The following is a 23806-nucleotide window of genomic DNA, read 5'->3' as shown; positions in this document are numbered from 1 at the left end:
CGGCCGAGACGTCAGCCCGGGGACGGATGTCATGGTCAGACCCCGGGCGGACTAGAATCCAGAGGCTGGCAATGGATCCGGCATCGGTTACTGGGTTGGATGACTGGGGTTGGAGGACTCGTGGAGGCAGTGCGCTACGTCGCGATCGGTGACTCGTTCACGGAGGGGGTCGGCGACGAGACCCCGGACGGTCACGTACGCGGCTGGGCCGACCTGGTCGCCCAGGGGTGGGCGGCGTCGGGGACCCGGGTGGAGTACGCCAACCTCGCCATCCGCGGGCGCCTGATCCGCCCGATCGTCGAGGAGCAGCTTCCCGCCGCGCTCGCGCTGAAGCCGACCCACCTCTCCTTCAACGGCGGCGGCAACGACATGCTCCGCCCGAAGGCCGACGCTAATGCGATCGCCGACTTCCTCAATCCGGTGCTCGAGGCCTGTGACGCCAACGGGATCCAGCTGATCCTGCTCTCCGGCGCCAACCCCTCGGCCCGGCTCCCGCTCGGCAAGGTCTTCCAGCGTCGCGGCGACGAGCTCGTCGACCTGGTCGAGCAGCGGGTCGCCCACCGCGACGACATCGTGCGCGCCTACAACTGGCCCGACACCACCCTCACCGACGGCCGCTTCTGGAGCGAGGACCGCCTGCACATGAACGCCCGCGGCCACCACCGCGTCGCCGCCCGCGTCCTCGACTCGCTCGGCGTCGAGGTCCCCGAGGGCTGGTGGGACCTCGACTTCGAGGCCGCTGCGGGCAAGAAGGGTCTGGCCTACTACCGCGAGTTCGTCGGCCCGTGGATCCACCGCCGCCTCACCGGCCGATCCTCCGGCGACGGCCGTACCGCCAAGTTCCCCACCTGGACGGCGATCGCCGACTGACGGCCGAGGCGGCCGAGACGGCCGAGGGGTCAGGACCAGTGGCGGCGGATCACGGCGGTGACGTCGAAGGGGTCGGCGCCGCGCTGGGCGGCCAGGAGGCCGGCGCCCTCGGGTGAGCCGGTGTAGAGCAGGCCGGAGCCGCCGACCCAGCGCTCCCAGGCGGCACGGAACGTCTTCGCGTCGGCGGCGCGACGGCCGAGGGCGGTGGGGACCGCGTGCCAGGCCTCGGCCTCGGCGGTGTGCCTTCCGGAGACCCCCAGGCGAAGGCTCGCGAGGGGGTGCACGTCGCCCACGACCGGCCGCGAGACCAGGTAGCGGGGCGCCGCGATCGGCGCCAGCGCCTCCTCGAGCGAGGCCGCGAAGAGCGCCGACTCCTTCTCGGGCACCCCGGCCAGGTGAACGCGGTAGCTGCCGTCGGAATCCACCGCGATCTCGAGCCCGCCGGCGCCGGCCGAGGTCTGCCCGGTCTCGTGCAGCCCGTCGGCGACCGCCGCGGCGACGGCGCCCACGCTCGGTCGCCGGCGCAGCTGGGAAGCGATCCGGGTGCCGTCGCGATAGACGTAACCGGCCCACAGCATCCACAGCGCACCGGCCACGCCACCGAGCGCCGCCGCTCCCCCGCCGCCGGCGACGAGGACCGCGACCAGCACGACGCTCGCCAGCACCGCGGGTACGAGGGCGGCCTTCGCCGGCAGCCGCCATTCCGGGACACGGCCCTCCAGCAGCCGGAAGCCGGGTGGTCGGGGAGCGAGGACGACCCCGGCCGGCGCACGCAGCGCACCCGCCCGGCGCAGGCGGATCCTGACGGTGCGGCCGGCGACATCGGCGTACGGCTCCCCGATCCGCCACCGCTCCCGGATCGCCGCACGGTCCTCCGATCGGGCGACCATGCGGGCGTTGACGGTGTCGAAGTCGGACTCGGGCGGGGCGGCGTACGGCGAGAAGGACTCGTCGATGTGGCCGACGCCGTCGACGACGGAACCGTCCTCGTCGGCGCCGAAGAAGCCTGAGTGCTTGCGGACCAGTCGCTTCCAGTCGTTGTCGCCGCGCGGGTGCTCCTCCTCGACGCAGACGACGGTCCAGTTGACGGCGACCTTGTCGGGCCGCCCGGGGTCCGTACGCAGCGACCGCCCGCGCAGCTGCACGACCGCCGTCGTGGTCGTGGCGGCGGTGAGATCGACGATCCCGGTCACCGACCGGGCGTCCCAGCCCTCCCCGAGCAGGCCGCGCGTGCCGACCAGCACCCGGCAGCCGCCGGCCTCGAAGAACCGGGTGACGTGCGCGACCCACTGCCGGCTCCCCCAGCGCCCCACGAGGGTGGCGTACGCCTCCTCCTTCTCGACCGCCAGGCCCGCGGCCAGCGCGGGGTCGGTCTCGGCGATGTGCGCCACCAGCGCGGCGAGGGTCGCCGGCGGCCCGGCGACGGTGGCGCCGGTGACCAGCAGGACGTCGTCGTGGGACGCGCACAGGGTCGCGAGCACCGCCCGCGCCGAGCCGGACTGCTCGGCGATCACCCCACGCAGATCGACCGGCAGCGTCGCCGAGGCCCGCTCGTGGTCGGTGACGACGAGAAGCCGCAACGAGTCGCCGTGCGCGAGCCGCTCGTGGTCGACGATCGCCGCGGTCGCCGCGGTCTTGGCCTCGGAGCGGGCCAGTACCCGGTCCACCGGTGAGCGGCCGGCCCGGATGCCGCGCCGGGTCAGCGAGTAGCCGACCGCGGGCAGCGCCTGCTTGATCGCGGCCAGCGCCTCCTGGTCCGCCGCCTCCTCGGAGGACATGAGATGTCCGCGCACCCAGTCGCCGATCAGCGCCACCCAGTCCTCGGCCGACGGGTCACGACGATGGGCCTCGGTCGACGTCGCCCCCTCGGGCAGCGCGATCAGCCCCCGATGGTGGGCTCGTAGGGCGGCGGTGGTCAGGTCGGGCGACGCCTTGGCGAGCTCGGCCCAGGACGGCGCGCCCTCCGACCGCACCACGAACCTCCGGTCCAGCCAGGTCAGAAACGGCACGCTGCCCAGATCGGCCGAGGTCAGCGCGGTGAGCAGCTCCTCGAACCGCTCCGCGCTCCCCCACAGCCACTCCCGCTCCCCCGTCGTCGGCGCGGTCAGCCACACCAGGTCGGCGAACGGCGCCAGGTCGCCCTCGCGGACGACCGCCGGGATCGAGGTCGAGAAGACGATCTCGCCGAACAGCGTCCCGACCAGCGCGGACTCCTCCTTGGTCAGCGCCTCGGGCGGCGTCGCGGTCAGCCCCAGCACCCGCGCGTCGGGCAGCAGCTGGAGGATCTCGCCCAGCAGCTCGCCCCAGACCTCGAGCAGGTGGTGGCACTCATCCAGCACGAGCAGCAGCGGCCCGGCGCTTCGCAGCGCTTCGACCAGGGCTCGGCCGTTGTCGTGCAGCCTGGCCAGGTGGCTCTCCCCGGTCTCCGCCTCGTCGTCGGGATCGCCGAAGACCGCGACCGACTGGTAGGTCAGCGACGTCAGCGGAGCTGTGAGCTCCCGCGACGACGATGCCGAGATACCCAGTGCGGCCGCCTGCCGCAGCCACTGTCCCTGGATCGCCGTGTTGGGGCTGAGCACGACGACCTTCGCCCCGTCGTCGATCGCGTCCCGCGCGGTCTCCAGCCCGACGAGGGTCTTCCCCGCACCCGGCGGAAGCACCACCCACGCCCGCGACCGCCCCGCCTCCCAGGCCGCGCCCAGCGCGGACAGCGCACGCTGCTGATGAACACGGAGCTCCACGCCGCGAAGCCTAGTCAGCGCCGAGGCGTCACGTACGTCGGCCGACGGGGGTGACGTCTCGGCAGGTCAGGCCGCGGTGGCGAAGGCCGCCTCCGACTCCGGGTTGCGGGCGACCGAGCGCCGCGCGAGGGAGAAGGCGACCGCGCCGAGGACCGAGGTGACCACCATGGTGATCGCCAGCGGCACCGCGGTGTGCTCGCCGGCGACGGCACCGAGCGGCGAGGCGAGGCCACCGCCGAGGAACATGATCCCGCCCATCAACGCCGAGCCGGCGCCGACCGAAGGACGGGCCTGCTCGATGGCCAGGGCGCCGGTGTTGCCCATGATCAGGCCGACGGAGGTGGTAACGACCACGATCGGCAGCAGGATGAGTACCTTCGGCACCGGCAGCAGCGCGACGACCAGCACGGACAACGCCGCCAGGGCCATCACCGGCTGTGCCGAGCGGATGATCCGGGCCGGGTGCACCTGCCGCTTGGCCAGCCGTGCCGAGACCAGCCCGGCGACGGTGAGGAAGGCGGCGTTGACCGCGAACCCGATGCCGTACACGGCCGCCGAGGTGCCGATCACCGACTGGTAGAGGAACGAGGAGGAGGAGACGTACGTCATCAGGGTGGCGAACGTGAGCGACTGGGTCAGCGTGTAGCCGAGGAAGGCGGGCTTGGCGAGGAGGCGGCCGAGGTCGGCGTACTCGACCCGGCTGCTCCGCCGCTCGGCCGGCAGGCTCTCCCGGATCACCAGGAGCACGACGACGACCTGAAGCACCGCGATCGCGGCGACGATCCCGAGCACCCCGCGCCAGGGCACGAACCCGGCGAGGGCGCCGCCGATCACCGGGGCCAGGATCGGCGCGATCCCGCTGATCGACATCATGATCGACATCGCGCGGGCGGCGGCGAAGCCGTGGAGTACGTCGGCCACGATCGCCCGCGCCATCACGATGCCCGCCGCGGCGGCGAGCGCCTGGACGAAGCGGGCCGCGATCAGCAGCTCGACGGTCGGCGCCAGCGCGGCCAGCACACCGGCGACCGCGGCCACGACCGATCCGATCAGCAGCGGCTTGAGGCGCCCGAACCGGTCAGAGATCGGGCCCCAGGCGATCTGGCCGAGCGCGAGCCCGATCAGGAAGGCGGTGAGGGTCAGCTGCACGTTGCTCGCCGCGGCGCCGAGATCGGAGCCGATCTGCGGGAAAGAGGGTAGGTAGAAGTCGATCGCAAGCGGCGCGGATGCCGAGAGCAGGGCGAGTGCGAGCAAGAGCCGCGGCGGGACTGACGTCACCGAGGGAACCTCCGGAAGAGTCTGGTCGAGGAAAGACAGTTGAAGAAGACAACCAACCGAACGTCGTAGCCCCGCCGGGCATTCCTCACCAGAGCGTGATCGACCTCTCGAAGATCCCGGTCAGGTCCTCGGCCGACGGCTGCTTCGGTGCGGTGGCGAGCAGGCGCTGCTGCTTGAGTGCACCCTCGACCAGGTCGGGGATGTCGGCGGCGACGTAGCCGACCTCACCGATCCCCGCCGGGATCCCGATGTCGCGCATCAGGTCGGTCAGCACCTGGGGCAGACGATCCCGTTCCGGCCCCGAACCGAGCACATCAGGAGCCAGCAGATGCGCCGCGCGGAGATGGAGGCCGGGATTCGCATCGAAGGTGTAGCGGAATGCTTCCGGAGCGGTCAGCGCCACCGCCATGCCGTGCGGGACCATCGGCTCGGCCCCTGGGTAGTCCTTCGGGTGGAAGTCCCGCACGCGGCCGGCGATCGGGTAGGCGTTCGCGTGGGGAATGTGGACCCCCGCGTTGCCGAATCCCAGGCCCGCAAAGGTTGCCGCCAGCGCCATCTCGCCCCGGGCGATCGTGTCCTCACCGTTCGCGACGGCCGACCGGAACGACGTCGCCAACAGCGAGATGGCCTTCTCCGACCACACGTTCGCGATGGGGTTGGCGCCACAGTACGGCACCCGCTGCGACGGCTCTTTGCGCTCATAGGAGGTGTAGGGGCGGGCAGTGAGACTTTCCAGTGCATGACACAGGATGTCCATCCCGGCGGCCGCCGTGACACCGGCCGGCTGGGTCATCATCAGGTCCGGGTCGACGACGGCCAGGGTGGGCCGCAGGCGTGCGTGCGAGATCCCGGTCTTCACCTTCAGCGACAGCACGTCGAGGACGCACACGGTCGTCGACTCCGCCCCGGTGCCGGTGGTCGTCGGCACCGCGACCAGCGGCAGCAACGGCTTGGCCGGCGCGAGCCCGCGACCCACCGGCGCGTTGAGGTAGTCCATCAGGTCGCCGTCGTTGGTGGTCAGCAGGTTGACCGCCTTGGCGGTGTCGATGCTCGACCCGCCGCCGACCGCGACGATCGCGTCGAACGGCCCGTTCTCGCGGGCGAACTGCACCGCGGCCCGCATGCTCTCGTCCGTCGGCTCGACATGGACGCCGTCGAAGACGACGGCCTCGACGTCGTACGTCTTCATCTGCTCGGCCACGCGCTGCGGCAGCCCCGTCGCTGAGATGCCGGGATCGGTCACCACGAGGGCGCGGCGGGCGCCCAGCGACGCCAGGTCGTAGCCGATCTCGGCCGATGCGCCGGTGCCGAACTTGAGCTGCGGGGAGCCATAGGTGAACACGGTCTCGGATGTGGCGAGCGTCATGAGCGCACGATATCCACCGGCCCCCACTCGCATCATTGTGCGGAGTGCCCAAACGTCTCGTGAGACACCCGTGGTCTTAAGTCATGTATTTCACTAGACTTTATTCAGATCAAGCCGACGCCGTCAGAGGAGACCACGCATGACCATCACCGAAGCATCCCCCGTCAACGAGCTGACCGTCCACAAGGTCGGCGGGCGGATCGGCGCCCGCATCGACGGCGTGACCCTCTCCGGCGACCTGCCCGCCGAGACGATCGCCGAGATCCGGGCCGCGATCCTGAAGCACAAGGTCGTCTTCTTCCGCGGCCAGGACCATCTCGACGACCGCACGCAGATCGCGTTCGGCGAGCGCCTCGGCCCGCTGACGACCGCCCACCCGACCGTCAACACCGGCAGCGCCCGGGTGCTGACCCTGAAGGCCAACCGCGGCATGGCCGCCAACTCCTGGCACACCGACGTCACCTTCGTCGACCGGCCGCCGGCGTTCTCGATCCTGCGCGGCGCCGAGATCCCCGAGTACGGCGGCAACACCGTCTGGGCCAACACCGCCACCGCCTACGAGAGGCTGCACCCGCAGCTCAAGGCACTGGTCGACGACCTGTGGGCGGTCCACTCCAACGACTACGACTACGTACGCCCCGACGAGGCCGAGTCCACCGACGACGTGGCCGCGCGCAAGCGCGAGGAGTTCGTCTCCACGATCTACCGGACCGAGCACCCGGCGGTCCGGATCCACCCGGAGACCGGTGAGCGCGCGCTCGTGCTGGGTCACTTCGTCAAGCACTTCACCGGCCTGAACCAGAAGGAGAGCGCCACCCTCTTCAACCTGCTCCAGGACCGGGTGACCGCCCTGGAGAACACCGTCCGCTGGCACTGGCAGCAGGGTGACGTCGCCATCTGGGACAACCGCGCCACCCAGCACTACGCCGTCGCCGACTTCGACGAGCTGCCGCGCGAGGTGCGGCGCATCACCGTGCAGGGTGACGTACCCGTCTCCATCGGCGGCGCGCACAGCCGGGTGATCGAGGGCTCCGCCGAGGTCTACAACCGCCTCGACGAGCTGATCTCCTGACGCGGCCGGCCGCCCCGACCCCCGCGGGGCGGCCGGCCGCCGGTTCAGGCGATGGTGAAGCCGACCTTCCGGGCGACGACGTCGGCCGTCTCCAACCGCACCTGGACCTCCTCGCCCAGCGGGAGGGCCGACGCACTGGTGACCCCGGCCTCGATGGCGGGCTCCTCGACCGTGATCGCGCCCTTCCGCTTGTCCTCGTCGTCGACCTCGACGACGACCGCGTCGAACGTCTCCCCGATCCGCGTGGACAGCAGCCCGGCCTCGACGAGGTCGACCACGCCGCGCTCGTAGGCGCCGCTGGTGCGGGACGAGGCCCGCATCGTCTCGGGGAGCGTGGCGAACGCGCTGGTCACCCAGTCGGGGACGGGCTGGTCGGCGCACAGCGCCAGGCAGACCTCGCCGGCGTAGCGGTCGATCAACCGGCGCAGCGGAGCGGTGACATGCATGTATTCGTTGGCCAGCGCCGAATGCTCGGTCAGCTCGGGGAGCTCACCGTTGAACGAGGCGTACCCGCTCCCGCGCAGCAGCCGGGTGCAGGCGATCGCCATCGCGGCGTGCTTGCCGTTCTTGCCGTCCAGCGAGCGGATGAAGTCGGGGTAGAGCATCTCCGCGGGCCACTCCAGCCCGAGCGCCCGGGCGGTGCGGTGCAGCCGCTGGACGTCTCGGGGGTCGGGGTCGGGGAGGGTCCTGAGGAGCCCGACGCGGGCGTAGACCATCAGGTCCGCGGCCGCGAAGCCGGTGAGCAGCGAGATCTGGGCGTTCCAGTTCTCGACCGGCAGCAGGTCGCGGTACTCGAGCGACCAGTGCTCGCCCACGACCGAGATCTCCTGGTCGCGCAGCGGGAGGTTCACCCCGCCGCGGGCCGCCTCGAGGGCGATCCGCTTCTCACCGATCTCCTCGAGCAGCTGAAGCGACCCGGCATAGTCGGTGTCGCCGAATCCCTCGCCGTCGAACATCTTCTGCACGCCGTCGTAGGACAGCTTCGCCCGCGACCTCACCAGCGCGCGCTCGACGAAGGTGTCGATCCCCTCACCGGTGGCATCGAGCTTGTGGGTCCACAGCAGCGCCGGTCGCACCTGGTCGGGAAGCAGCGAGGCGGCGTCCTCGGAGAGCACCTTGGGGTGGAGCGGGACCTTCGCATCGGCGGCGTAGAGCGACTCGCCGCGCTTGTTGGCCTCGATGTCGACCGGGTCGCCGGGCGACACGAAGGCGGCCACGTCCGCGATCGCGTAGTGCACCACGTATCCCTCGCCGTCGCGCTCCAGGTGGAGCGCCTGGTCGAGGTCCATCGACGTCTCGGGGTCGATGGTCACGAACGGCAGGTCGGTGCGGTCCAGCTCGGGGAGCCTCGGGTTGCCCGCCGCGGCGGCCGCCGCCTCCTCCACCTCCGGCGGGAACTCGGGGGTCACCCCCAGCTCGGCCTGGAGCGCGGCGATCCCGTCGCGGAGCGTGGTGGCGGCGACACCGTTGTCGGCACTGGCCACCCGGATGATGCGTGCGGAGCCCATGGCCGGAACTCTAGTGGCTACTTCTTCTTCGACTTCGCCTTGTAGGTCTTGTACAGCGAGGCGGCCTCCTTGCCGAAGGCCTTCGGGTTGCCCTTGAAGGCGGCGAACTGTTCCCACAGGTCCTTCTTGGACCCGTTGTGCGCCTTCGCCGACCTGTTGATCCGGGCCAGCGCCTTGCGCTGGGAGGAGGTCAGCGACCGCTTCGCCCTGAGGTGCTCCGAGCGTGCCCGAGCCTTCTTCGAGAGGTCCTGGATCATCCAGAACACCCCGATGATGACGATCACGAGAAGGAGGCCGCCGAGGTTGGTCTCGGACGCGGGTTCGGCGGCCAGGGCGATCATCTCTGGACTGTAGGCACGCCGCGTTCTCGCAGGTCACAGGCACTTTGAAAGATACCCAATCCTCGATTCGGCCATCCTGGTCCCGGACGGCACCATAGTCACCGTGCTGATCCTGCTGCCGCCCTCGGAGGGCAAGACCGCGGCCGTACGCGGCAACCCGCTCACGCTCGACGACCTGAGCCTGCCGGTGCTCAACCCGGCGCGCGCCAAGGTCATCGACGCGCTGGTCGAGCTGTGCGCCACCCGCCCCGAGGCCGCCGTCGACATCCTCGGCATCCCGAAGACCCAGCCCGAGCTGGTCACGTTGAACGCCGGGCTGTTCGAGGCGCCCACCGCCCGCGCCGACCGGATCTACACCGGCGTCCTCTACGACGCCCTCTCCCCCGCGACCCTGTCACCGGCCGCGAAGCGCCGCGCGACCAGCCGGGTCATGGTGACCAGCTCCGTGTTCGGCCTCGTCGGCCTGGCCGACCGGATCCCTGCGTACCGGCTCTCGGGGGACACCACCCTCCCCGGCATCGGCGGCATCCAGTCCCACTGGCGCGCCCACCTCGGCGCCGGCATGACCGAGGCCCTCGGCGACGGTCTGCTCGTGGACCTCCGGTCCGGGACGTACGCCGCGTTCTGGCGCCCCGACGCCGAAGGGGCGAGCACGGTGCCTGCCCGCACCGCCACCGTCCGCGTCCTCCACGAGCACAACGGCCAGCGCAAGGTGGTCAGCCACTTCAACAAGGCCACCAAGGGCCGCCTCGTCCGCGCCCTCCTCGAGTCCGGCGCCAACCCCCGCACCCCCGCCAAGCTCGCCGAAGCCTTCCGCGACCTCGGCTGGACCGTCGAAGAAGGCGCTCCGACGAAGAAGGGCACCCAGCTCGACATCGTCGTCACCGAGATCTAGCCGTCCCCGCCGACTCGGCGCGACTGTCCCATCAAGGACCGTCGAGTCGGCGCGTCTGTCCCACGACCACGAGACAGACGCGCCGACTCGGCGCTGGGATCCGGGACAGACGCGCCGACTCGGCGACCGGCGAGCGTCAGAAGGTGCCGGTGGCGAAGGGGTCGCGGGCGACCGGGAGGCCGTTGAAGAGGCGCATGGAGGCGCGGCCGTCGGAGTAGAAGGCCACCACGGTCACCGAGGCGGGCGAGAGCTCCATGTTGAAGACGCCGCCGATCGGGGTGCCGAGCGCGTGGGCGACGATCAGCTTGATCGGCGAGACGTGCGAGGTGATCACGACGGTCTGGCCGGCGTGCTCCTCGAGGACGCGGGAGAGCCCGTCGAGCACCCGGACCTGCGCGGCGTCGAACGACTCGCCGCCAGGCGGCGCGACCTCGGTCGCCCCCATCCAGGTCTTCATCTCCTCGGGGTACTGCTGGGCGACCTCGGCGAAGGTGAGCCCCTCCCACTTGCCGAACTCGATCTCCGCGAACCCGGGCTCCTCGACCAGCCGGGCGCCGAGCGTGCCGGCGAGGATCTCACCGGTCTCGGCGGCCCGCAGGACCGGCGAGGTCACGACGGCGTCGACCGCGGGGGCGAGCGGCTTGAGCCACTCGGCGGTCAGCAGCACCTGCTCGCGGCCCTCCTGGGTCAGCGGCGGGTTGTCGCCGCCGAGCCCTCCGGAGAAGGCCTTGGACGAGGTGTGCTTGGTGACCCCGTGACGCACCAGGACGAGGGTCGTCGCAGCCGCTCCGGCGCTCCACCCCCGCGCAGACTTCTCGCTCACAGGCCGGACTCGGCGGTGCGGACCAGGATGCGGGAGCACTCCTCGCAGCGCACGACCTCATCGGCGGCGAGGCCGCGGATGCGGGAGATCTCGGCCGGGTCGAGCTGGAGGTTGCAGCCGCCGCAGCGGCGGGCACGCAGCTCGGCGGCGCCGACGCCCATCTTCTCGCTCAGCCGCGAGTAGAGGGCGAGCAGGTCGTCGGGGATGCCCTCGAGCGCCGGCGTACGCTCCTCGGCGACCGCGGCGAGCTCGGTGTCGATCTTCGAGGTCTCGACGTTGACGGAGTCGACCGCGACCGCCAGCTTCTCGGTGATCTCGGCGAGCTCGGCCTCGAGCCGGGTCACGTTCGCCTGAGCCTCCTCGAGCTGCTCCATCACCTCGAGCTCCTCGTCCTCGAGCACCGAGATCCGGCGGTCGAGGGTGGCCAGCTCGTGCTGCATGCGCTCGAGGTCCTTGGCGCTGCTGATCGCCCCGGAGTCCATCCGCTCCTGGTCGCGCCGGCGGCGGGTCTTGACCGCCTCGACATCGGCGTCGGCCTTCTTCTGCACCCGCTCGAGGTCGTCGCGGGTGACCCGGGCGTCGCGTACGGCATCGTCGGTGGTCTTCTTCGATGCCTGCAGCTCCGCCACGACGGCGGCCTGCGGCAGATGCGCACGGCGGTGGCGCAGCTGGAGCGCACGCGAGTCCAGCTCACAGACGTCGAGCAGCTTCACCTGGGCGAACGGGTCGGCTTTCAGCGGATTCTCCTCAGCTATTCACAATCGCAAAGTCCACGGGTCGGTGACGATCTCCGAGACCCGGGTGTCCACCGTATCCCCGAATGCCTCCCGAAGTCGCCTCGCCAGCACAGGCAACCAGGTCCACTCGGCGGCCCAGTGCGGGATGTCGATCAGCGCACCACCCTTCTCACAGAACTCCGAGGCCGGATGGTGGCGCAGATCGCTGGTCACATAGACGTCGTACGCAGCCACCTGGTCGAGCAGGAAGTCACCCGCGCCACCGCACAGCGCCACCGACGAGACCGGCCGGTCGAGGTCTCCGGCGACCCGGATCCCGGCCGCGGTCGCGGGCAGCGCCGCGGCCACCGACTCCGCGAAGGCACCCAGCGTCGTCGGCTCGACCGTCCCGGCGCGTCCGGTGCCGACGTCAGGCGTCAGCCCCGGCACCAGCGGCCGCAGCGAGCTCAGCCCGAGGGCGAGCGCCAGCGACTCCGAGACCCCGCCGAGCGCCTGGTCGGCGTTGGTGTGCGCGGTCAGCAGGGCGCACCGCGCGGAGACGAGCGTCGAGAGCGTACGCCCTTTGGGGGTCGTCGGAGCGAACCCGTGCACGCCCTTCAGGAAGAGCGGATGATGGACGACGACCAGGTCCGCACCCCAGGCGGCCGCCTCCTCGGCGACCGGGAGGGTCGGGTCGACGGCGAGGAGCACCTTCGAGACCGGCTGCGAGGGCTCGCCCCAGACCAGCCCGACAGCATCCCAGTCGTCGGCGGTGGCGGGCGGATACCAGTCGTCCAGCAGCGAGATGACGGCAGCCAGTGTCGGCGGGGTGGGCGGGATCGGCATGGTGTAACCCTAGATCCCGCCACCGGGGCCACAGCCAGCGGCGACACCCGGCACGGAATCCAGTTCGTAACCGTTCTTTTACAACCGATTCCGTACTTTTCCCCGGATCTTGTGGTGGAATGCAGCGCTAAGTGAACAATCGACTGGAGCAGCGATGACCACGAAAGCTACCCCGGACCCATCCTCCGGCTCGGTGACGATCAGCGGCCTGACCAAGACCTATGGCCAGGCCACGGCGGTCGACGGCCTCGACCTGGAGATCAGGGCCGGCGAGTTCATCTCGTTGCTCGGTCCCTCGGGCTGCGGCAAGACGACGACGCTGCGCATGATCGCCGGATTCGAGAAGCCCGACTCGGGCAGCATCGTGATCGGCGGCAGGGACGTGGTCAGGCTCGCGCCCTACCAGCGCGATGTGAACACGGTCTTCCAGGCGTACGCGTTGTTCCCGCACAAGTCGGTCGCGGAGAACGTCGCCTACGGCCTGCAGCAGCGCAAGACGCCCAGGGCGGAGATCCGCGAGCGGGTCGTCGAGGCGCTGCGGATGGTGCGCATGCTCGACTTCGCCGACCGCTCGCCGACGCAGCTCTCCGGCGGCCAGCAGCAGCGGGTGGCGCTGGCCCGGGCGCTGGTCAACCGGCCCAGCGTCCTGCTCCTCGACGAGCCGCTGGGCGCCCTGGACCGCCAACTGCGCGAGGAGATGCAGCTCGAGCTGAAGCTGCTCCAGTCCCGCCTCGGGATCACCTTCGTCTTCGTCACCCACGACCAGGGTGAGGCGCTCGCGATGAGCGACCGGATCGCGATCATGCGGGCCGGGAGGATCGAGCAGCTCGCCGACGCCGACACCGTCTACAACCAGCCGGCCAGCGCCTACGTCGCCGGCTTCGTCGGCCAGCAGAACTTCCTGCACGGCGAGGTCAGCGCCGACGGCACCACCGTCGAGACCCCCTTCGTGGTCGTCGAGGGCCCCGCCAAGCCCGACGGGAAGCCCGGCGAGGCCCACCAGGCCGCGATCCGTCCCGAGCTGATCTCGATCGAGCCCGGCACCCGGGCCGAGGGCCTCAACACCGTCGCCGGCGAGGTGCTGCAGGTCTCCCCGCTGGGTGAGGTGATCCAGTACCTCGTCAAGGTCACCGACGAGACCAGCCTCCTCATCCGCCGCCCCACCCACGGCGCCGTCCGGCTCTCCCCCGGCGACCCGGTCCTCTGCGGCTGGGCCGCCGAGGACGTACGTCTCTTCCCCCTCGACACCCCACTCGACCCGACCACCGCTAGGAGCCCACAGTGAGCAAGCCCGTAGACAAGAACGGCAACGTACGCATCCTGGCCAGCCATGCCGGCGCGCGAGCGATCCGCCAGGAGCTCTCCCGCCGCCACTTCCTGAGCCTGGCGGCTCTCGCCGGTGCCGGTGTCGCCCTGAGCGCCTGTGGTTCCGACGGCGGTGGCGAGTCCAGCGCCGTCGAGCCGGGCGCGGGCGCCACCGGCGGTCCGGTCGAGAAGTCGCTCTCGATCTACACCTGGGGCGACTACGACTCCCCCGAGGTGATCGACGCCTTCGGCAAGACCGGCCCCAAGGTGACCCTCGACTCCTACGGCTCCAACGAGGAGCTGATCTCGAAGCTGGTCGCGGCCAAGGGCACCAGCGGCTACGACATCGTGGTGCCAACCGGCGTCTACATCCCGCAGCTGATCGAGAACGAGATCATCGTCCCGCTCAACAAGGACCTGATCCCCAACATCTCCAAGGTCGACCCGCAGTTCCTCGGCCAGGACTGGGACCCGGAGAACGAGTACTCGGTGTGCAAGTGCTGGGGCACGACCGGATTCGTCTACGACACCACCGTGATCAAGCGCGACCTGGTGACCTGGAACGACTTCATCGACGCGATGCAGAACGAGGCCTCGGGCAAGACCTCGCTGCTCGACGACCCCCAGGGTGTCTCCGGCCTCTACTTCTGGGCCAACGGCATCGACTGGAACACCGAGGACATGGCCGACTACGACGCCTACGAGGCCGAGGCCGTCGAGAAGTGGGCGCCGCACATCGCCGGCTTCGACTCCTACCCGGCCACCGGCGCCATGCAGCAGAACACCTTCGCGCTCATGCAGAACTGGAACGGCGACTCCCGCCTCGGCATCCTCGAGCACAAGCAGCCCGACCGCTGGAAGTGGGTCCTGCCCGGCCCGACGACCGAGCTGTGGATGGACAACTGGTGCATCCCGACCGGCGCCCCTCACCCCGAGGCCGCGCACGCGTTCCTCGACTACGTGCTGGAGCCGGAGAACTCCTTCCTGGAGATGGACTACATCGGCTACAACACCGGCGCGGTGGGCATCGAGGAGATGGCCAAGGAGCGCAACGTCGAGCTGCCGGAGATGATCTTCTTCACCGAGGAGCAGCTCGCCACGATGAAGAACGGTGCGGTCAACGAGGCCCAGGACCGGCGTACGGAGGTCTACGACAAGCTGAAGGCCGCCGCCAGTGCCTAGGAGCGCGTCCAGCAGGCTTCCCGGGTTCGTCCTCGCCGTCCCGGCGTGGCTGTGGCTGACGGTCTTCTTCGTGGTGCCGTTCCTGCAGATCGCCTGGTTCAGCCTCGGCGAGAAGCCCGGGATGTTCGGCACCCACAGCAACGCGGTGATGTCGCTGGAACGCTACGCCGAGGCGTTCAGCCCGACCTTCTTCACGATCTTCCGGGCGACGCTGTGGATGAGCGTGCTGGGGACGATCGCCTGCCTGCTGATCGCGCTGCCCGCTGCGTACTACATGGCGCTCAAGGTCCCCGCGCACCGTCGTGGGCTGCTGGTCGCGCTGGTGATGGTGCCCTACTGGACCTCGTTCCTGATCCGGACGATCGGCTGGAAGGTGATCCTCTCCTCGGAGGGCGCCCTGGCCGGGTTCCTGACCGACGTCGGCCTGGTCGGCGACCCGCACGACCTGCTCAACACCCGCGGGGCGGTGCTGCTGGGCCTGATCTACAACTACCTCCCGCTGATGATCCTGCCGCTGTACGTCGCCTTCGACCGCGTCGACGGCGCCCTCGGCGAGGCGTCGAAGGACCTCGGCGCCGGCCGGGTGCGGACGTTCTTCCAGGTCACGCTGCCGCTGGCGCGGCCCGGGATCGTCGCCGGCGTGATCCTGGTCTTCATCCCGATGATGGGCGACTACGTCACCCCGGCCGTCCTCGGCGGCGCCAAGGGCACCATGGTCGGCTCACTGATCGCCAGCCAGTTCCTGACCGCGCAGAACTGGGCGCTCGGCTCGGCGATGGCGGTCGTGCTCATCCTGCTCACCATGCTCGTCGTCGTCCTCGCCATCGCGCTGCTGTGGGGCGTGGGCTGGCTCGTCGGGCGCCGGACCAGGCTGGTCATCGGAACGAACGTCGGGGGAACGAAGGTCGTCGGAACGAAGGAGGTGGCGACCGCATGAGCAGGCCGTCCGGAACCAATCTCGCGCTCGGCGTGTGGACCACGCTGGTCTTCGTCTTCCTGTTCGCCCCGATCATCGTGATCGGCATCTACTCCTTCAACGGCGGCCGCCTGCTGACCGCCTGGGACGGCTTCAGCCTGGAGCCCTTCACGGCGATCGTCGAGCGGCCGACCGTACGCCACACCGTCGCCGTCTCGCTGCAGACCGCCGTGATCGCGGCGATCCTGGCCAGTGCGCTCGGCACCCTGGCCGGGATGGCGATGGCCCGGTTCCCGGGCCGCTGGACGGGCCCGTTCACGCTGCTGTTGCTGCTGGTCTCGGTGACCCCCGAGATCGTCGACGGCATCGCGCTGCTCCCCTGGTTCGTGACGCTCGGCCAGGACTGGTCGCTGCTGCCCTTCAACAACGGCTACGTACGCCTCGTGATCGGTCACTCGCTCTTCGCGACCGCGGTCGTCACCTACATCGTCCGGGCCCGCCTGGTCGGGCTGGACGCGTCCCTGGAGGAGGCGTCGGCGGACCTCTATGCCCGGCCGGTGGCGACGTTCTTCAAGGTCACCCTTCCCCTGGTCGGCCCGGCGGTCCTGGCCGGCGGGCTGCTCGCCTTCACCCTGAGCCTCGACAACACGGTGATCTCCTCGTTCATCAACGTCTCCGGCACGACCTCGTGGCCGGTCTACGTGCTCTCCTCGGTCCGCTCCGGTCTCAAGCCCGAGATCGCCGCGGTCTCCACCATCCTGCTGGTCTTCACGCTCCTGGTCCTCGGCCTGGTGGCGCGGGTGCTCAAGCGCTCGGGCTCCTCGGTCACCGACACCATGGCCGTGGCCTGATGGGTGGACGGGCTCTCCCCGCGGAGCTGCTGCTGCGCGGGGGCCGGGTGCTGCGCGAGGGCCGCTGGGAGGACGTGGCCCTCGCCGTCCGGGGCGGGCGGATCGCGGCCGTCGGCCCGTCGCTCGACTCACTTGTCGAGCCCGAGACCGTCGTCGAGGAGCTCGACGGTCGCTGGGTCCTGCCCGGCTTCCACGACTCGCACGTGCACCCGGTCCAGGCCGGGCTGGAGATGAACCAGTGCGACCTCACGGGTCTGTCCACGCTCGAGGAGTATCTGGACGCGATCGAGTCCTACGCCTCGGCCAACCCTGAGCGTGCCTGGGTCTCCGGCGGTGGCTGGTCGATGGACTCCTTCCCCGGCGGCGTGCCGGATGCCTCGCCGCTCGACCGCCTGCTTCCCGACCGACCGGTCTTCCTGCCCAACCGCGACCACCACTCCGCCTGGGTGAACACCCGCGCGCTCGAGATCGCCGGCATCGACGCCCGTACGCCGGACCCGTCCGACGGGCGGATCGAGCGGGACGCCTCCGGCAACCCGACCGGCGCGCTGCACGAAGGCGCGATGGCGCTGGTCGGCTCGCTGGTGCCCGCCCCGACCTCGCAGGACCTGACGGACGCCCTGCTGACCGCCCAGCGCCACCTCCACTCCGTCGGCATCGTGGGCTGGCAGGACGCGCTCGTGGGCGACGGTCTCGGCATGCCCGATTCGCTGCCGACCTACATCGCCGCCCGGGACTCCGGCGCGCTCACCGCGAAGGTCGTCCTGGCCCAGTGGTGGGACCGCGACCGCGGCCTGGAGCAGCTGCCCGAGCTCGTCGTACGCCGTGCGCTCGCGGCCCAGGCGGGGCTGGACGCGGCCAGCGTGAAGCTGATGCAGGACGGCGTCTGCGAGACCCACACCGCCGCGATGCTCTCTCCTTATCTGGACACCCACGGCCGAGTCACCGACAACCGCGGACTCTCCTTCATCCCGGCCGACGCCCTGGCGGAGTACGTCGCGGCGCTGGACGCCCACGGCTTCCAGGCCCACATCCACGCCCTCGGGGACCGGGCGGTCCGCGACAGCCTGGACGCGATCGCGCACGCGCGTGCGACCAACGGAGCCAGCGGGCTGCGCCACCATCTGGCCCACGTGCAGGTCGTCGACGCCGCCGATGTGCCGCGCTTCGCAGAGCTCGAGGTCACCGCCAACATCCAGCCGCTGTGGGCCTGTCTCGACGAGGCGGTGGAGGTGCTGACCCTGCCGTTCCTGGCACCGGCCGCGCGCGAGCAGCAGTACGTGTTCGGGTCGCTGCTGCGTACGGGGGCCCGGATCGCGTGCGGCAGCGACTGGCCGGTCTCCGACCCGGCGCCGCTGCTCGGCATGCACGTCGCGGTCAACCGCCGCTCCCCCGACCAGCCCACCGACGCCGCCCCGCTGCTGCCCGATGAGGCGCTCTCGGTCGCCGAGGCCCTCGCCGGCTACACGACCGGCACCGCCTACCTGAACCGCCTGGAGGACTCCACCGGCCGGATCGAGACCGGGTACGCGGCCGACCTGGTCGTGGTCGACCACGACATCCTCGGCCCGGACCCGACCGTCCTCGGCCGGACCCGGGTGACCCACACGTACGTCGACGGTCGCGAGGTCCACCGGCTCTGACCGCGTGCAAGACTCGTGGGCATGATCATCTTCGGGTTCAAGACCTACACGCGGCTGCTCGCGACGCTCTCGCTGGTCTGCCCGAACTGTGGGCAGCGGGCCGCGCAGCGGCTCTTCGAGAACGTCAACAAGTTCACCCTCTTCTTCATCCCGCTCTTCCCCGTCAGCAGGTCGCGCCGGATGGACTGCACCTACTGCGGCTACGCCTCGAAGCTGTCCAAGGAGCAGGCCGAGCAGCTCCAGTCCGCGCCACGTCCGGGCGTCGGCTGATCCGCCGCGGCTTCACAGCAACCTCACAGGCGGGGCACGAGATCCTCACCGATCCGGACGTCAGAGTCAGGTCAACGCACCAGGACCGACGTCAAGGAGAACCAGATGAGCCGCGTACCCGAACCCGAGCACACCCCTGAAGGCCCCACCTTCGAAGGCCGCCTGCTGGCCCGCCCCGAGGAGGAGGTGGTCGACCAGGGCGCCGGCTTCGACATCTCGACGCTGCTGACCCGGCGCCGGGTGCTCGGGCTCGTCGGGGTCGGCGTCGGGGCCGCCGCCCTGGCCGCTTGTGGGGCGTCCGGCTCGTCAGGCTCTTCCGTTTCCACGGGCGGCTCCGCGACCGACGCGTCCGCGACCGCCGACGGCGAGATCCCGCAGGAGACCAACGGCCCCTACCCGGCCGACGGCACCAACGGCACCAACGTGCTGACCGAGTCCGGGATCGTACGCAGCGACATCACCTCCAGCCTCGACGGCGGCACCACCGTCGACGGCGTGCCCCTGCGGTTCACCTTCACGGTCACCGACATGGCCAATGACAACGTGCCCTTCGAAGGCGCCGCGGTCTATCTGTGGCAGTGCGACGCACTGGGCCGCTACTCGATGTACTCCGAGGGCGTCGAGGACGAGACGTACCTCCGCGGTGTCCAGGTCGCCGACGCCAACGGCCAGGTGACCTTCACGACGATCGTCCCGGGCTGCTACGACGGCCGCTGGACGCACATGCACTTCGAGGTCTACCCCGACGCCGAGTCGGCGACCACCGGCGAGAACGCGATCGCGACCTCGCAGGTCGCGTTCCCGGAGAAGATGCTGACCAAGGTCTACCAGGACGACGCCTACGAGGGCTCGACCGACAACCTCGCCAAGGTCAGCCTCGACACCGACAACGTCTTCAGCGACGGCTACGACCTCGAGATGGGCACGTTCACCGGCAGCCCGAGCGCCGGCTACAGGGGCTCGCTCGCCGTCGCGGTCGACACCACCACCGAGGCCGCCATGGGCGCCGCGCCCCCGACCCGGCGCTGATGTCCCGCCAGAACCCGGCGAGTCGGCGCAACTGTCCCACCACATCGCTGGCCGACGAGAAGGTCGGCCGCCCACGTCCGGGTGGCGACGCAGCCCGCGCCCTACCCTGATCGGGTGAACCACGCCCAGAAGCCGAAGGATCAGGCCGGCGACGCCGCGGCGCGCGGGACGCGCCGGCGGGAGCGAACCCGCGCCCGGGTGCTCGAGGCCGCCGAGCAGCTGTTGTCGCAGCACGCCCCTGAGGAGATCCGGATCGAGGACGTAGCCGCCCTCGCGGGGATCTCTCCGGCCTCGGTCTATGTGCACTTCGGCACCAAGGACGGGCTGATGGCAGCCGTCACCGAGCGGCTGCTGACGGTGGCCACCGAGACGCTGCGGTCGGCCTACGCCGCGCAGACGACTCCACTGGAGCGCTTCGCCGGCGTCGGGTCGGCCTACCTGAAGCTGCTGCTGGAGCACCCGTCGGTCGTGAAGTACCTGATGGTCACCGGTGAGCGCGGCCCCCGGTCGGCGGTGGAGGATCAGGTCGTCGAGCGGTTCAGCGAGCTGCGGCGCGAGTTCGAGCAGAGCATCCGCGATGCGGTGGACTCCGGCGCCATCCGGAAGGTGGATCCGGAGCTGCTGTCCTACTTCCTCTTCGGGTCCTGGAACGGGGTGGCCGCGCTGGCGCTGCGCCGGGACGCCTTGGCGCTGGAGCCCGACCGCGTCGAGCTCGCCGTGATCGAAGCCGGCCTGGTGTTGCTCGAGGGTCTGATCCAGGCTCCGCCTGCCTGACGGACGGCGGGACTTGGCGGAACGGGTCGAAACGAGTTAACTGGAGTCCGACTCCAAATTACTGCTCCGAAAGCGACCCGTGATGACGCAGACCGCGACACCCCTCACTCCGGGCCACGAGGCCGACGACCACACCTGGGACGCCGTGGTGGTGGGCGCCGGGCCGGGCGGCCTCACCTGCGGGGCCTACCTCGCCGCCAACGGCAAGCGGGTCCTGGTGCTCGAGGCCAACCAGGTCGTCGGCGGCAGCACCCAGGTCTTCCGGCGCGCCGGCAACAAGTTCGAGTTCGACGTCGGCACCCACTACGTCGGCGAGTGCGGCCCCGGCGGTCGGATGCAGACCGCGCTGTCCGGCCTCGCACTGACCGAGCGGATCAAGTGGCTGCGCCAGCGACCCGAGGGCCACTGCCAGGTGATGATCCCCGGCACCACGTTCCAGACGCCGACTGGCTGGGACACCTACCTCGACCGGCTCATCGCGGCCTTCCCCGGCGAGGAGGCCGGGCTGCGGCGCTGCGTACGGGTCATGCGGATCATCGCCGCCGGGGAGCAGCCGCGGCTGCGCCCCTACCACCTGCTGCGCTGGGGCATCCGGCCGATCACGAAGCTGATGGACGCCTGCGGCCTGAGCGCAGACGCGCAGGCCGTGATCCTCGCCGAGAACGGCGACTACACCTGGCCGCCCTACCGCACGCCCACCGCGATGCACGCCGGCTTCCTCCACCACTACCTCCAGGCCGGCGCCTACTACCCGCGCGGCGGCGGGCAGGTCATCGGCGCCCACCTCACCGACGTGATCACCACGCACGGTGGCCGGGTGCGCACCAAGACCCGCGTCGAGAGGATCCTCATCGAGGACGGGCGGGCGGTCGGCGTACGTCTGGCCGACGGCGAGGAGATCCGCGCCGAGGCCGTCGTCTCCGCCGCGGACTTCAAGAGGACCTGGGCCGACCTGGTCGGCGACGAGCACCTGACCCGCCGCCTGCGGCGCCGGCTCCAGGACCTGGAGATGACGCTGCCGATGTTCGCGGTCTACGTCGCTCTCGACGTCGACCTGCGCGAACGCGGCACGCCGCCGCTGGCGTGGGTGTGGCCCACCAACGACGTCGACGGCTACTACCGCGAGGTCGAGGCGGGCCGCTGTCCTGAGCGGATGCCCGTCGGGATCAGCTGCCCCACCGCCAAGGACCCGGAGGGTACGCACTCGGCGCCGGCGGGCTACTCCACGCTCGAGCTGGTCAGCTGGGCACCGAAGGGACACGAGTTCTGGAACGTCTCCGAGGACCCCACCGACGGAGCGTCGTACGGCCGTGACGAGCGCTACCTCCACCTCAAGGAGGAGCTCACCCAGCGGGTACTCGACACCGCCGAGCTGATGATCCCGGACATCCGCGAGCGGATGGTCTTCTGCGAGGCCTCCACGCCGATCACCCAGGAGCGCTTCACGTTGACCAGCGACGGCTCCTGCTACGGCATCGCGCCGCTGATCAGGAACCTCGGCCCGTTCCGCCCGCGGGTCACCACCCACATCCCCGGGCTGTTCCTCGCCGGGGGCAGCACGGAGCACATGTTCGGCATCAACGCCACCATCTGGGGCGGCATGGGCACCGCCGGCGCCGTGCTCGGTCGCGACCTCGTCGCAGAGGTACGCGACGGCGCGGTCTTCGTGGACGAGGCCGACCTGACCCCGATCACCGACGACTTCGACCCGCTCCTGGCCTCGAAGCCGGGCTCGGTGATCCGTCGGGCCGCCCGGCGTCGCCCCAGGGCGACGGCCTGAGCGACCCGCCGGACGTCTAGTTGACCTTGCGCTCGCGGTCACCCCAGTAGGGCTCACGGAGCTTGAACTTCTGCAGCTTCCCGGTGGCCGTACGCGCCAGGGAGTCTCGGAACTCGACGACCGTCGGCGCCTTGTAGCCGGCGGCGCGCTCCTTGCACCAGGCGATCAGCTCCTCCTGGGTCGCCTGCGCGCCCTCGGCGAGGACGACGAGGGCGAGGATGGTCTCGCCCCACTTCTCGCTGGGGATGCCGATGACGGCGACCTCGGCGACCGCGGGGTGCAGGAAGAGGACGTCCTCCACCTCGGCGGAGCTGACGTTCTCGCCGCCGGTGATGATGACGTCCTTGATCCGGTCGGAGATGGTGAGGTAGCCGTCGTCGCCGATGCTGCCGCCGTCGCCGGTGTGGAACCAGCCGTCGGCCAGCGCCTTCTCGGTCTCCTCCGGCTTCTCCCAGTAGCCCTCGAGCACCACGTTGGAGCGGGCCAGGACCTCCTTGTCGGGCGAGATGTCGAGGCTCACCCCGATCGCGGGCGCGCCGGCGCGGGTCAGCTTCGCGGCGCGCTCCATCGGGTCGAGGTCGTCCCACTCGGCACGGGTGCGGTTGATGGTCAGCAGCGGCGAGGTCTCGGTGAGGCCGTAGATCTGGATGAACTCCCAGCCGAGCTCCTCCTGCACGCGGACGACCGTCTTCGTCGGCGGCGGAGCGCCGGCCATGATGATCCGCACCTTGTCCCGTCCCGGGATCTCTCCCTCGGTCTTCTGCCACTGCGGCAGCGCGTCGAGCACGGCGGCCGCCACCGCGGGGGCGGCGCACATGTAGGTGACCCCGTGGTCGCGTACGCGGCGCAGGATCTCCATCCCGTCGACCTTGCGCAGCACGATGTGCTTGATGCCGAGGCCGGTCGCCGCGAACGGCATCCCCCAGCCGTTGGCGTGGAACATCGGCAGCGTGTGCAGGTAGACGTCACGATCGGTCAGCCCGGCGTGGAGCCCGAACGTCAGCGCGTTGGTCCAGATGTTGCGGTGGGTGATCTGCACGCCCTTGGGCCGGGCAGTGGTGCCGGAGGTGTAGTTGATCGCCGCGGTCGCGTTCTCGTCCCGCTCCCACGGCTCCGGCTCGACGCCCTCGGCGGCGTAGAGGTTGGCGTCGTCGCCCAGCACGAATCGGTGCTTGGCGGTCACATCCTTGAGCGCCTCGTCGACCTCCGGGTCGACCCAGAGCACCGAGGCGCCCGACTGCTCCACGATGTAGGAGACCTCGTCGGGGCGGAGGCGGAAGTTGACGGGCACCAAGATCCGTCCGTAGCCGGAGACGCCGTAGAACGCGGTCAGCAGCCGCGCCGAGTTGTGGGAGACGATCGCGACCCGCTCCCCGACCCCGATGCCGAGCTCGTCCAGCTTCGCCGCCATCCGCTTGGCGAGCGCCTTCATCTCGGCGTACGTCACCTCCCCGAGGGAGGCCGCCGGCTGGTCGGGCTCGTCGACGATGCCCACCCGTTCGCCGTAGACGGATGCGGCACGGTCGATGAAGTCGTTGACGCTGAACGGGACGAACACGGGCGTTACCTCCAGGTGCAAGTGGTGACCCGCATCACTGTA

The 23806-nt window shown here is 70.6% G+C and carries 21 protein-coding genes; 12 read left to right on the top strand and 9 right to left on the bottom strand.

Going from position 1 to position 23806, the window contains the following annotated elements:
• Nucleotides 1-120 precede the first annotated feature (120 nt).
• Nucleotides 121-870, top strand: a complete 750-nt coding sequence (locus HD557_RS07855; protein ID WP_008358053.1) for an SGNH/GDSL hydrolase family protein — start codon at nt 121-123, stop codon at nt 868-870.
• 29 nt (nt 871-899) lie between these two features.
• On the opposite strand, the gene HD557_RS07850 is transcribed toward HD557_RS07855, so the two are convergent.
• From HD557_RS07850 to HD557_RS07840, 3 genes are all read right to left on the bottom strand, one after another.
• Nucleotides 900-3611, bottom strand: coding sequence for a DEAD/DEAH box helicase family protein (locus HD557_RS07850; RefSeq protein WP_196873477.1), 2712 nt, complete (start codon nt 3609-3611; stop codon nt 900-902).
• Between the two features lie 66 nt (nt 3612-3677).
• The gene (locus HD557_RS07845; protein ID WP_196873476.1) at nt 3678-4889 is read right to left on the bottom strand and encodes a multidrug effflux MFS transporter; all 1212 of its coding nucleotides are present in this window, start codon (nt 4887-4889) and stop codon (nt 3678-3680) included.
• 85 nt (nt 4890-4974) lie between these two features.
• Complete coding sequence (locus HD557_RS07840) at nt 4975-6255, bottom strand: hydroxyacid-oxoacid transhydrogenase (protein ID WP_196873475.1); 1281 nt, start codon at nt 6253-6255, stop codon at nt 4975-4977.
• A 139-nt stretch (nt 6256-6394) separates the two neighbouring features.
• Between HD557_RS07840 and HD557_RS07835 the strand changes: the two genes are divergently transcribed.
• The gene (locus tag HD557_RS07835; protein WP_196873474.1) at nt 6395-7327 is read left to right on the top strand and encodes a TauD/TfdA dioxygenase family protein; all 933 of its coding nucleotides are present in this window, start codon (nt 6395-6397) and stop codon (nt 7325-7327) included.
• Nucleotides 7328-7371: 44 nt separating this feature from the next.
• On the opposite strand, the gene HD557_RS07830 is transcribed toward HD557_RS07835, so the two are convergent.
• On the bottom strand, nt 7372-8835 hold the full coding sequence (locus HD557_RS07830) for an RNB domain-containing ribonuclease (RefSeq protein WP_196873473.1): 1464 nt from the start codon (nt 8833-8835) through the stop codon (nt 7372-7374).
• A gap of 17 nt (nt 8836-8852) precedes the next feature.
• Nucleotides 8853-9176 (bottom strand): hypothetical protein, encoded by a 324-nt coding sequence (locus HD557_RS07825; RefSeq protein ID WP_008358063.1) that lies wholly within the window; start codon nt 9174-9176, stop codon nt 8853-8855.
• A gap of 103 nt (nt 9177-9279) precedes the next feature.
• On the opposite strand from HD557_RS07825, the gene yaaA reads away from it, so the two are divergent.
• Nucleotides 9280-10071: a peroxide stress protein YaaA gene (gene yaaA, locus HD557_RS07820; protein ID WP_008358066.1), complete on the top strand. Its 792-nt coding sequence runs from the start codon at nt 9280-9282 to the stop codon at nt 10069-10071.
• Between the two features lie 136 nt (nt 10072-10207).
• Here the strand turns inward: yaaA and HD557_RS07815 are convergent, their stop codons facing one another.
• Genes HD557_RS07815 through HD557_RS07805 form a run of 3 tightly spaced genes read right to left on the bottom strand, consistent with a single transcriptional unit; the run spans nt 10208 to nt 12456 of the window.
• Nucleotides 10208-10894: a histidine phosphatase family protein gene (locus HD557_RS07815; protein ID WP_196873472.1), complete on the bottom strand. Its 687-nt coding sequence runs from the start codon at nt 10892-10894 to the stop codon at nt 10208-10210.
• Nucleotides 10891-11607, bottom strand: coding sequence for a zinc ribbon domain-containing protein (locus HD557_RS07810; RefSeq protein ID WP_008358069.1), 717 nt, complete (start codon nt 11605-11607; stop codon nt 10891-10893). Before HD557_RS07810 ends, HD557_RS07815 begins: the two co-directional genes overlap by 4 nt.
• Before the next feature lie 42 nt (nt 11608-11649).
• Nucleotides 11650-12456, bottom strand: coding sequence for a Nif3-like dinuclear metal center hexameric protein (locus HD557_RS07805; protein ID WP_196873471.1), 807 nt, complete (start codon nt 12454-12456; stop codon nt 11650-11652).
• 154 nt (nt 12457-12610) lie between these two features.
• On the opposite strand from HD557_RS07805, the gene HD557_RS07800 reads away from it, so the two are divergent.
• From HD557_RS07800 to HD557_RS07760, 9 genes are all read left to right on the top strand, one after another.
• Nucleotides 12611-13741 (top strand): ABC transporter ATP-binding protein, encoded by a 1131-nt coding sequence (locus HD557_RS07800; protein WP_008358072.1) that lies wholly within the window; start codon nt 12611-12613, stop codon nt 13739-13741.
• Complete coding sequence (locus tag HD557_RS07795; protein ID WP_196873470.1) at nt 13738-14943, top strand: polyamine ABC transporter substrate-binding protein; 1206 nt, start codon at nt 13738-13740, stop codon at nt 14941-14943. Before HD557_RS07800 ends, HD557_RS07795 begins: the two co-directional genes overlap by 4 nt.
• The gene (locus tag HD557_RS07790; protein ID WP_008358074.1) at nt 14936-15880 is read left to right on the top strand and encodes an ABC transporter permease; all 945 of its coding nucleotides are present in this window, start codon (nt 14936-14938) and stop codon (nt 15878-15880) included. Before HD557_RS07795 ends, HD557_RS07790 begins: the two co-directional genes overlap by 8 nt.
• Nucleotides 15877-16710 (top strand): ABC transporter permease, encoded by an 834-nt coding sequence (locus HD557_RS07785; protein WP_196873469.1) that lies wholly within the window; start codon nt 15877-15879, stop codon nt 16708-16710. The genes HD557_RS07790 and HD557_RS07785 overlap by 4 nt, the downstream gene beginning before the upstream one ends.
• Complete coding sequence (locus HD557_RS07780; protein WP_196873468.1) at nt 16710-18353, top strand: amidohydrolase; 1644 nt, start codon at nt 16710-16712, stop codon at nt 18351-18353. Before HD557_RS07785 ends, HD557_RS07780 begins: the two co-directional genes overlap by 1 nt.
• 21 nt (nt 18354-18374) lie before the next feature.
• Nucleotides 18375-18623 carry a zinc-ribbon domain-containing protein gene (locus HD557_RS07775; RefSeq protein WP_040755044.1) on the top strand — a complete coding sequence of 83 codons (249 nt, stop codon included), beginning with the start codon at nt 18375-18377 and terminating at the stop codon, nt 18621-18623.
• A 105-nt stretch (nt 18624-18728) separates the two neighbouring features.
• The gene (locus tag HD557_RS07770) at nt 18729-19652 is read left to right on the top strand and encodes an intradiol ring-cleavage dioxygenase (protein ID WP_196873467.1); all 924 of its coding nucleotides are present in this window, start codon (nt 18729-18731) and stop codon (nt 19650-19652) included.
• Between the two features lie 114 nt (nt 19653-19766).
• Nucleotides 19767-20426, top strand: a complete 660-nt coding sequence (locus tag HD557_RS07765) for a TetR/AcrR family transcriptional regulator (RefSeq protein WP_196873466.1) — start codon at nt 19767-19769, stop codon at nt 20424-20426.
• An 82-nt stretch (nt 20427-20508) separates the two neighbouring features.
• Nucleotides 20509-22206: a phytoene desaturase family protein gene (locus HD557_RS07760; protein WP_196873465.1), complete on the top strand. Its 1698-nt coding sequence runs from the start codon at nt 20509-20511 to the stop codon at nt 22204-22206.
• 16 nt (nt 22207-22222) lie between these two features.
• Here HD557_RS07760 and HD557_RS07755 read toward each other — a convergent pair whose 3' ends face one another.
• Nucleotides 22223-23764 (bottom strand): AMP-binding protein, encoded by a 1542-nt coding sequence (locus HD557_RS07755; RefSeq protein ID WP_008358083.1) that lies wholly within the window; start codon nt 23762-23764, stop codon nt 22223-22225.
• Nucleotides 23765-23806 lie beyond the last annotated feature (42 nt).

The sequence above is a fragment of the Nocardioides luteus genome (assembly GCF_015752315.1).
In the GTDB taxonomy this organism is placed as follows: Bacteria; Actinomycetota; Actinomycetes; order Propionibacteriales; family Nocardioidaceae; genus Nocardioides.
The sequence above is the reverse complement of the archived record's forward strand: the minus strand, read 5'-3'. Positions and strand labels throughout refer to the sequence as shown.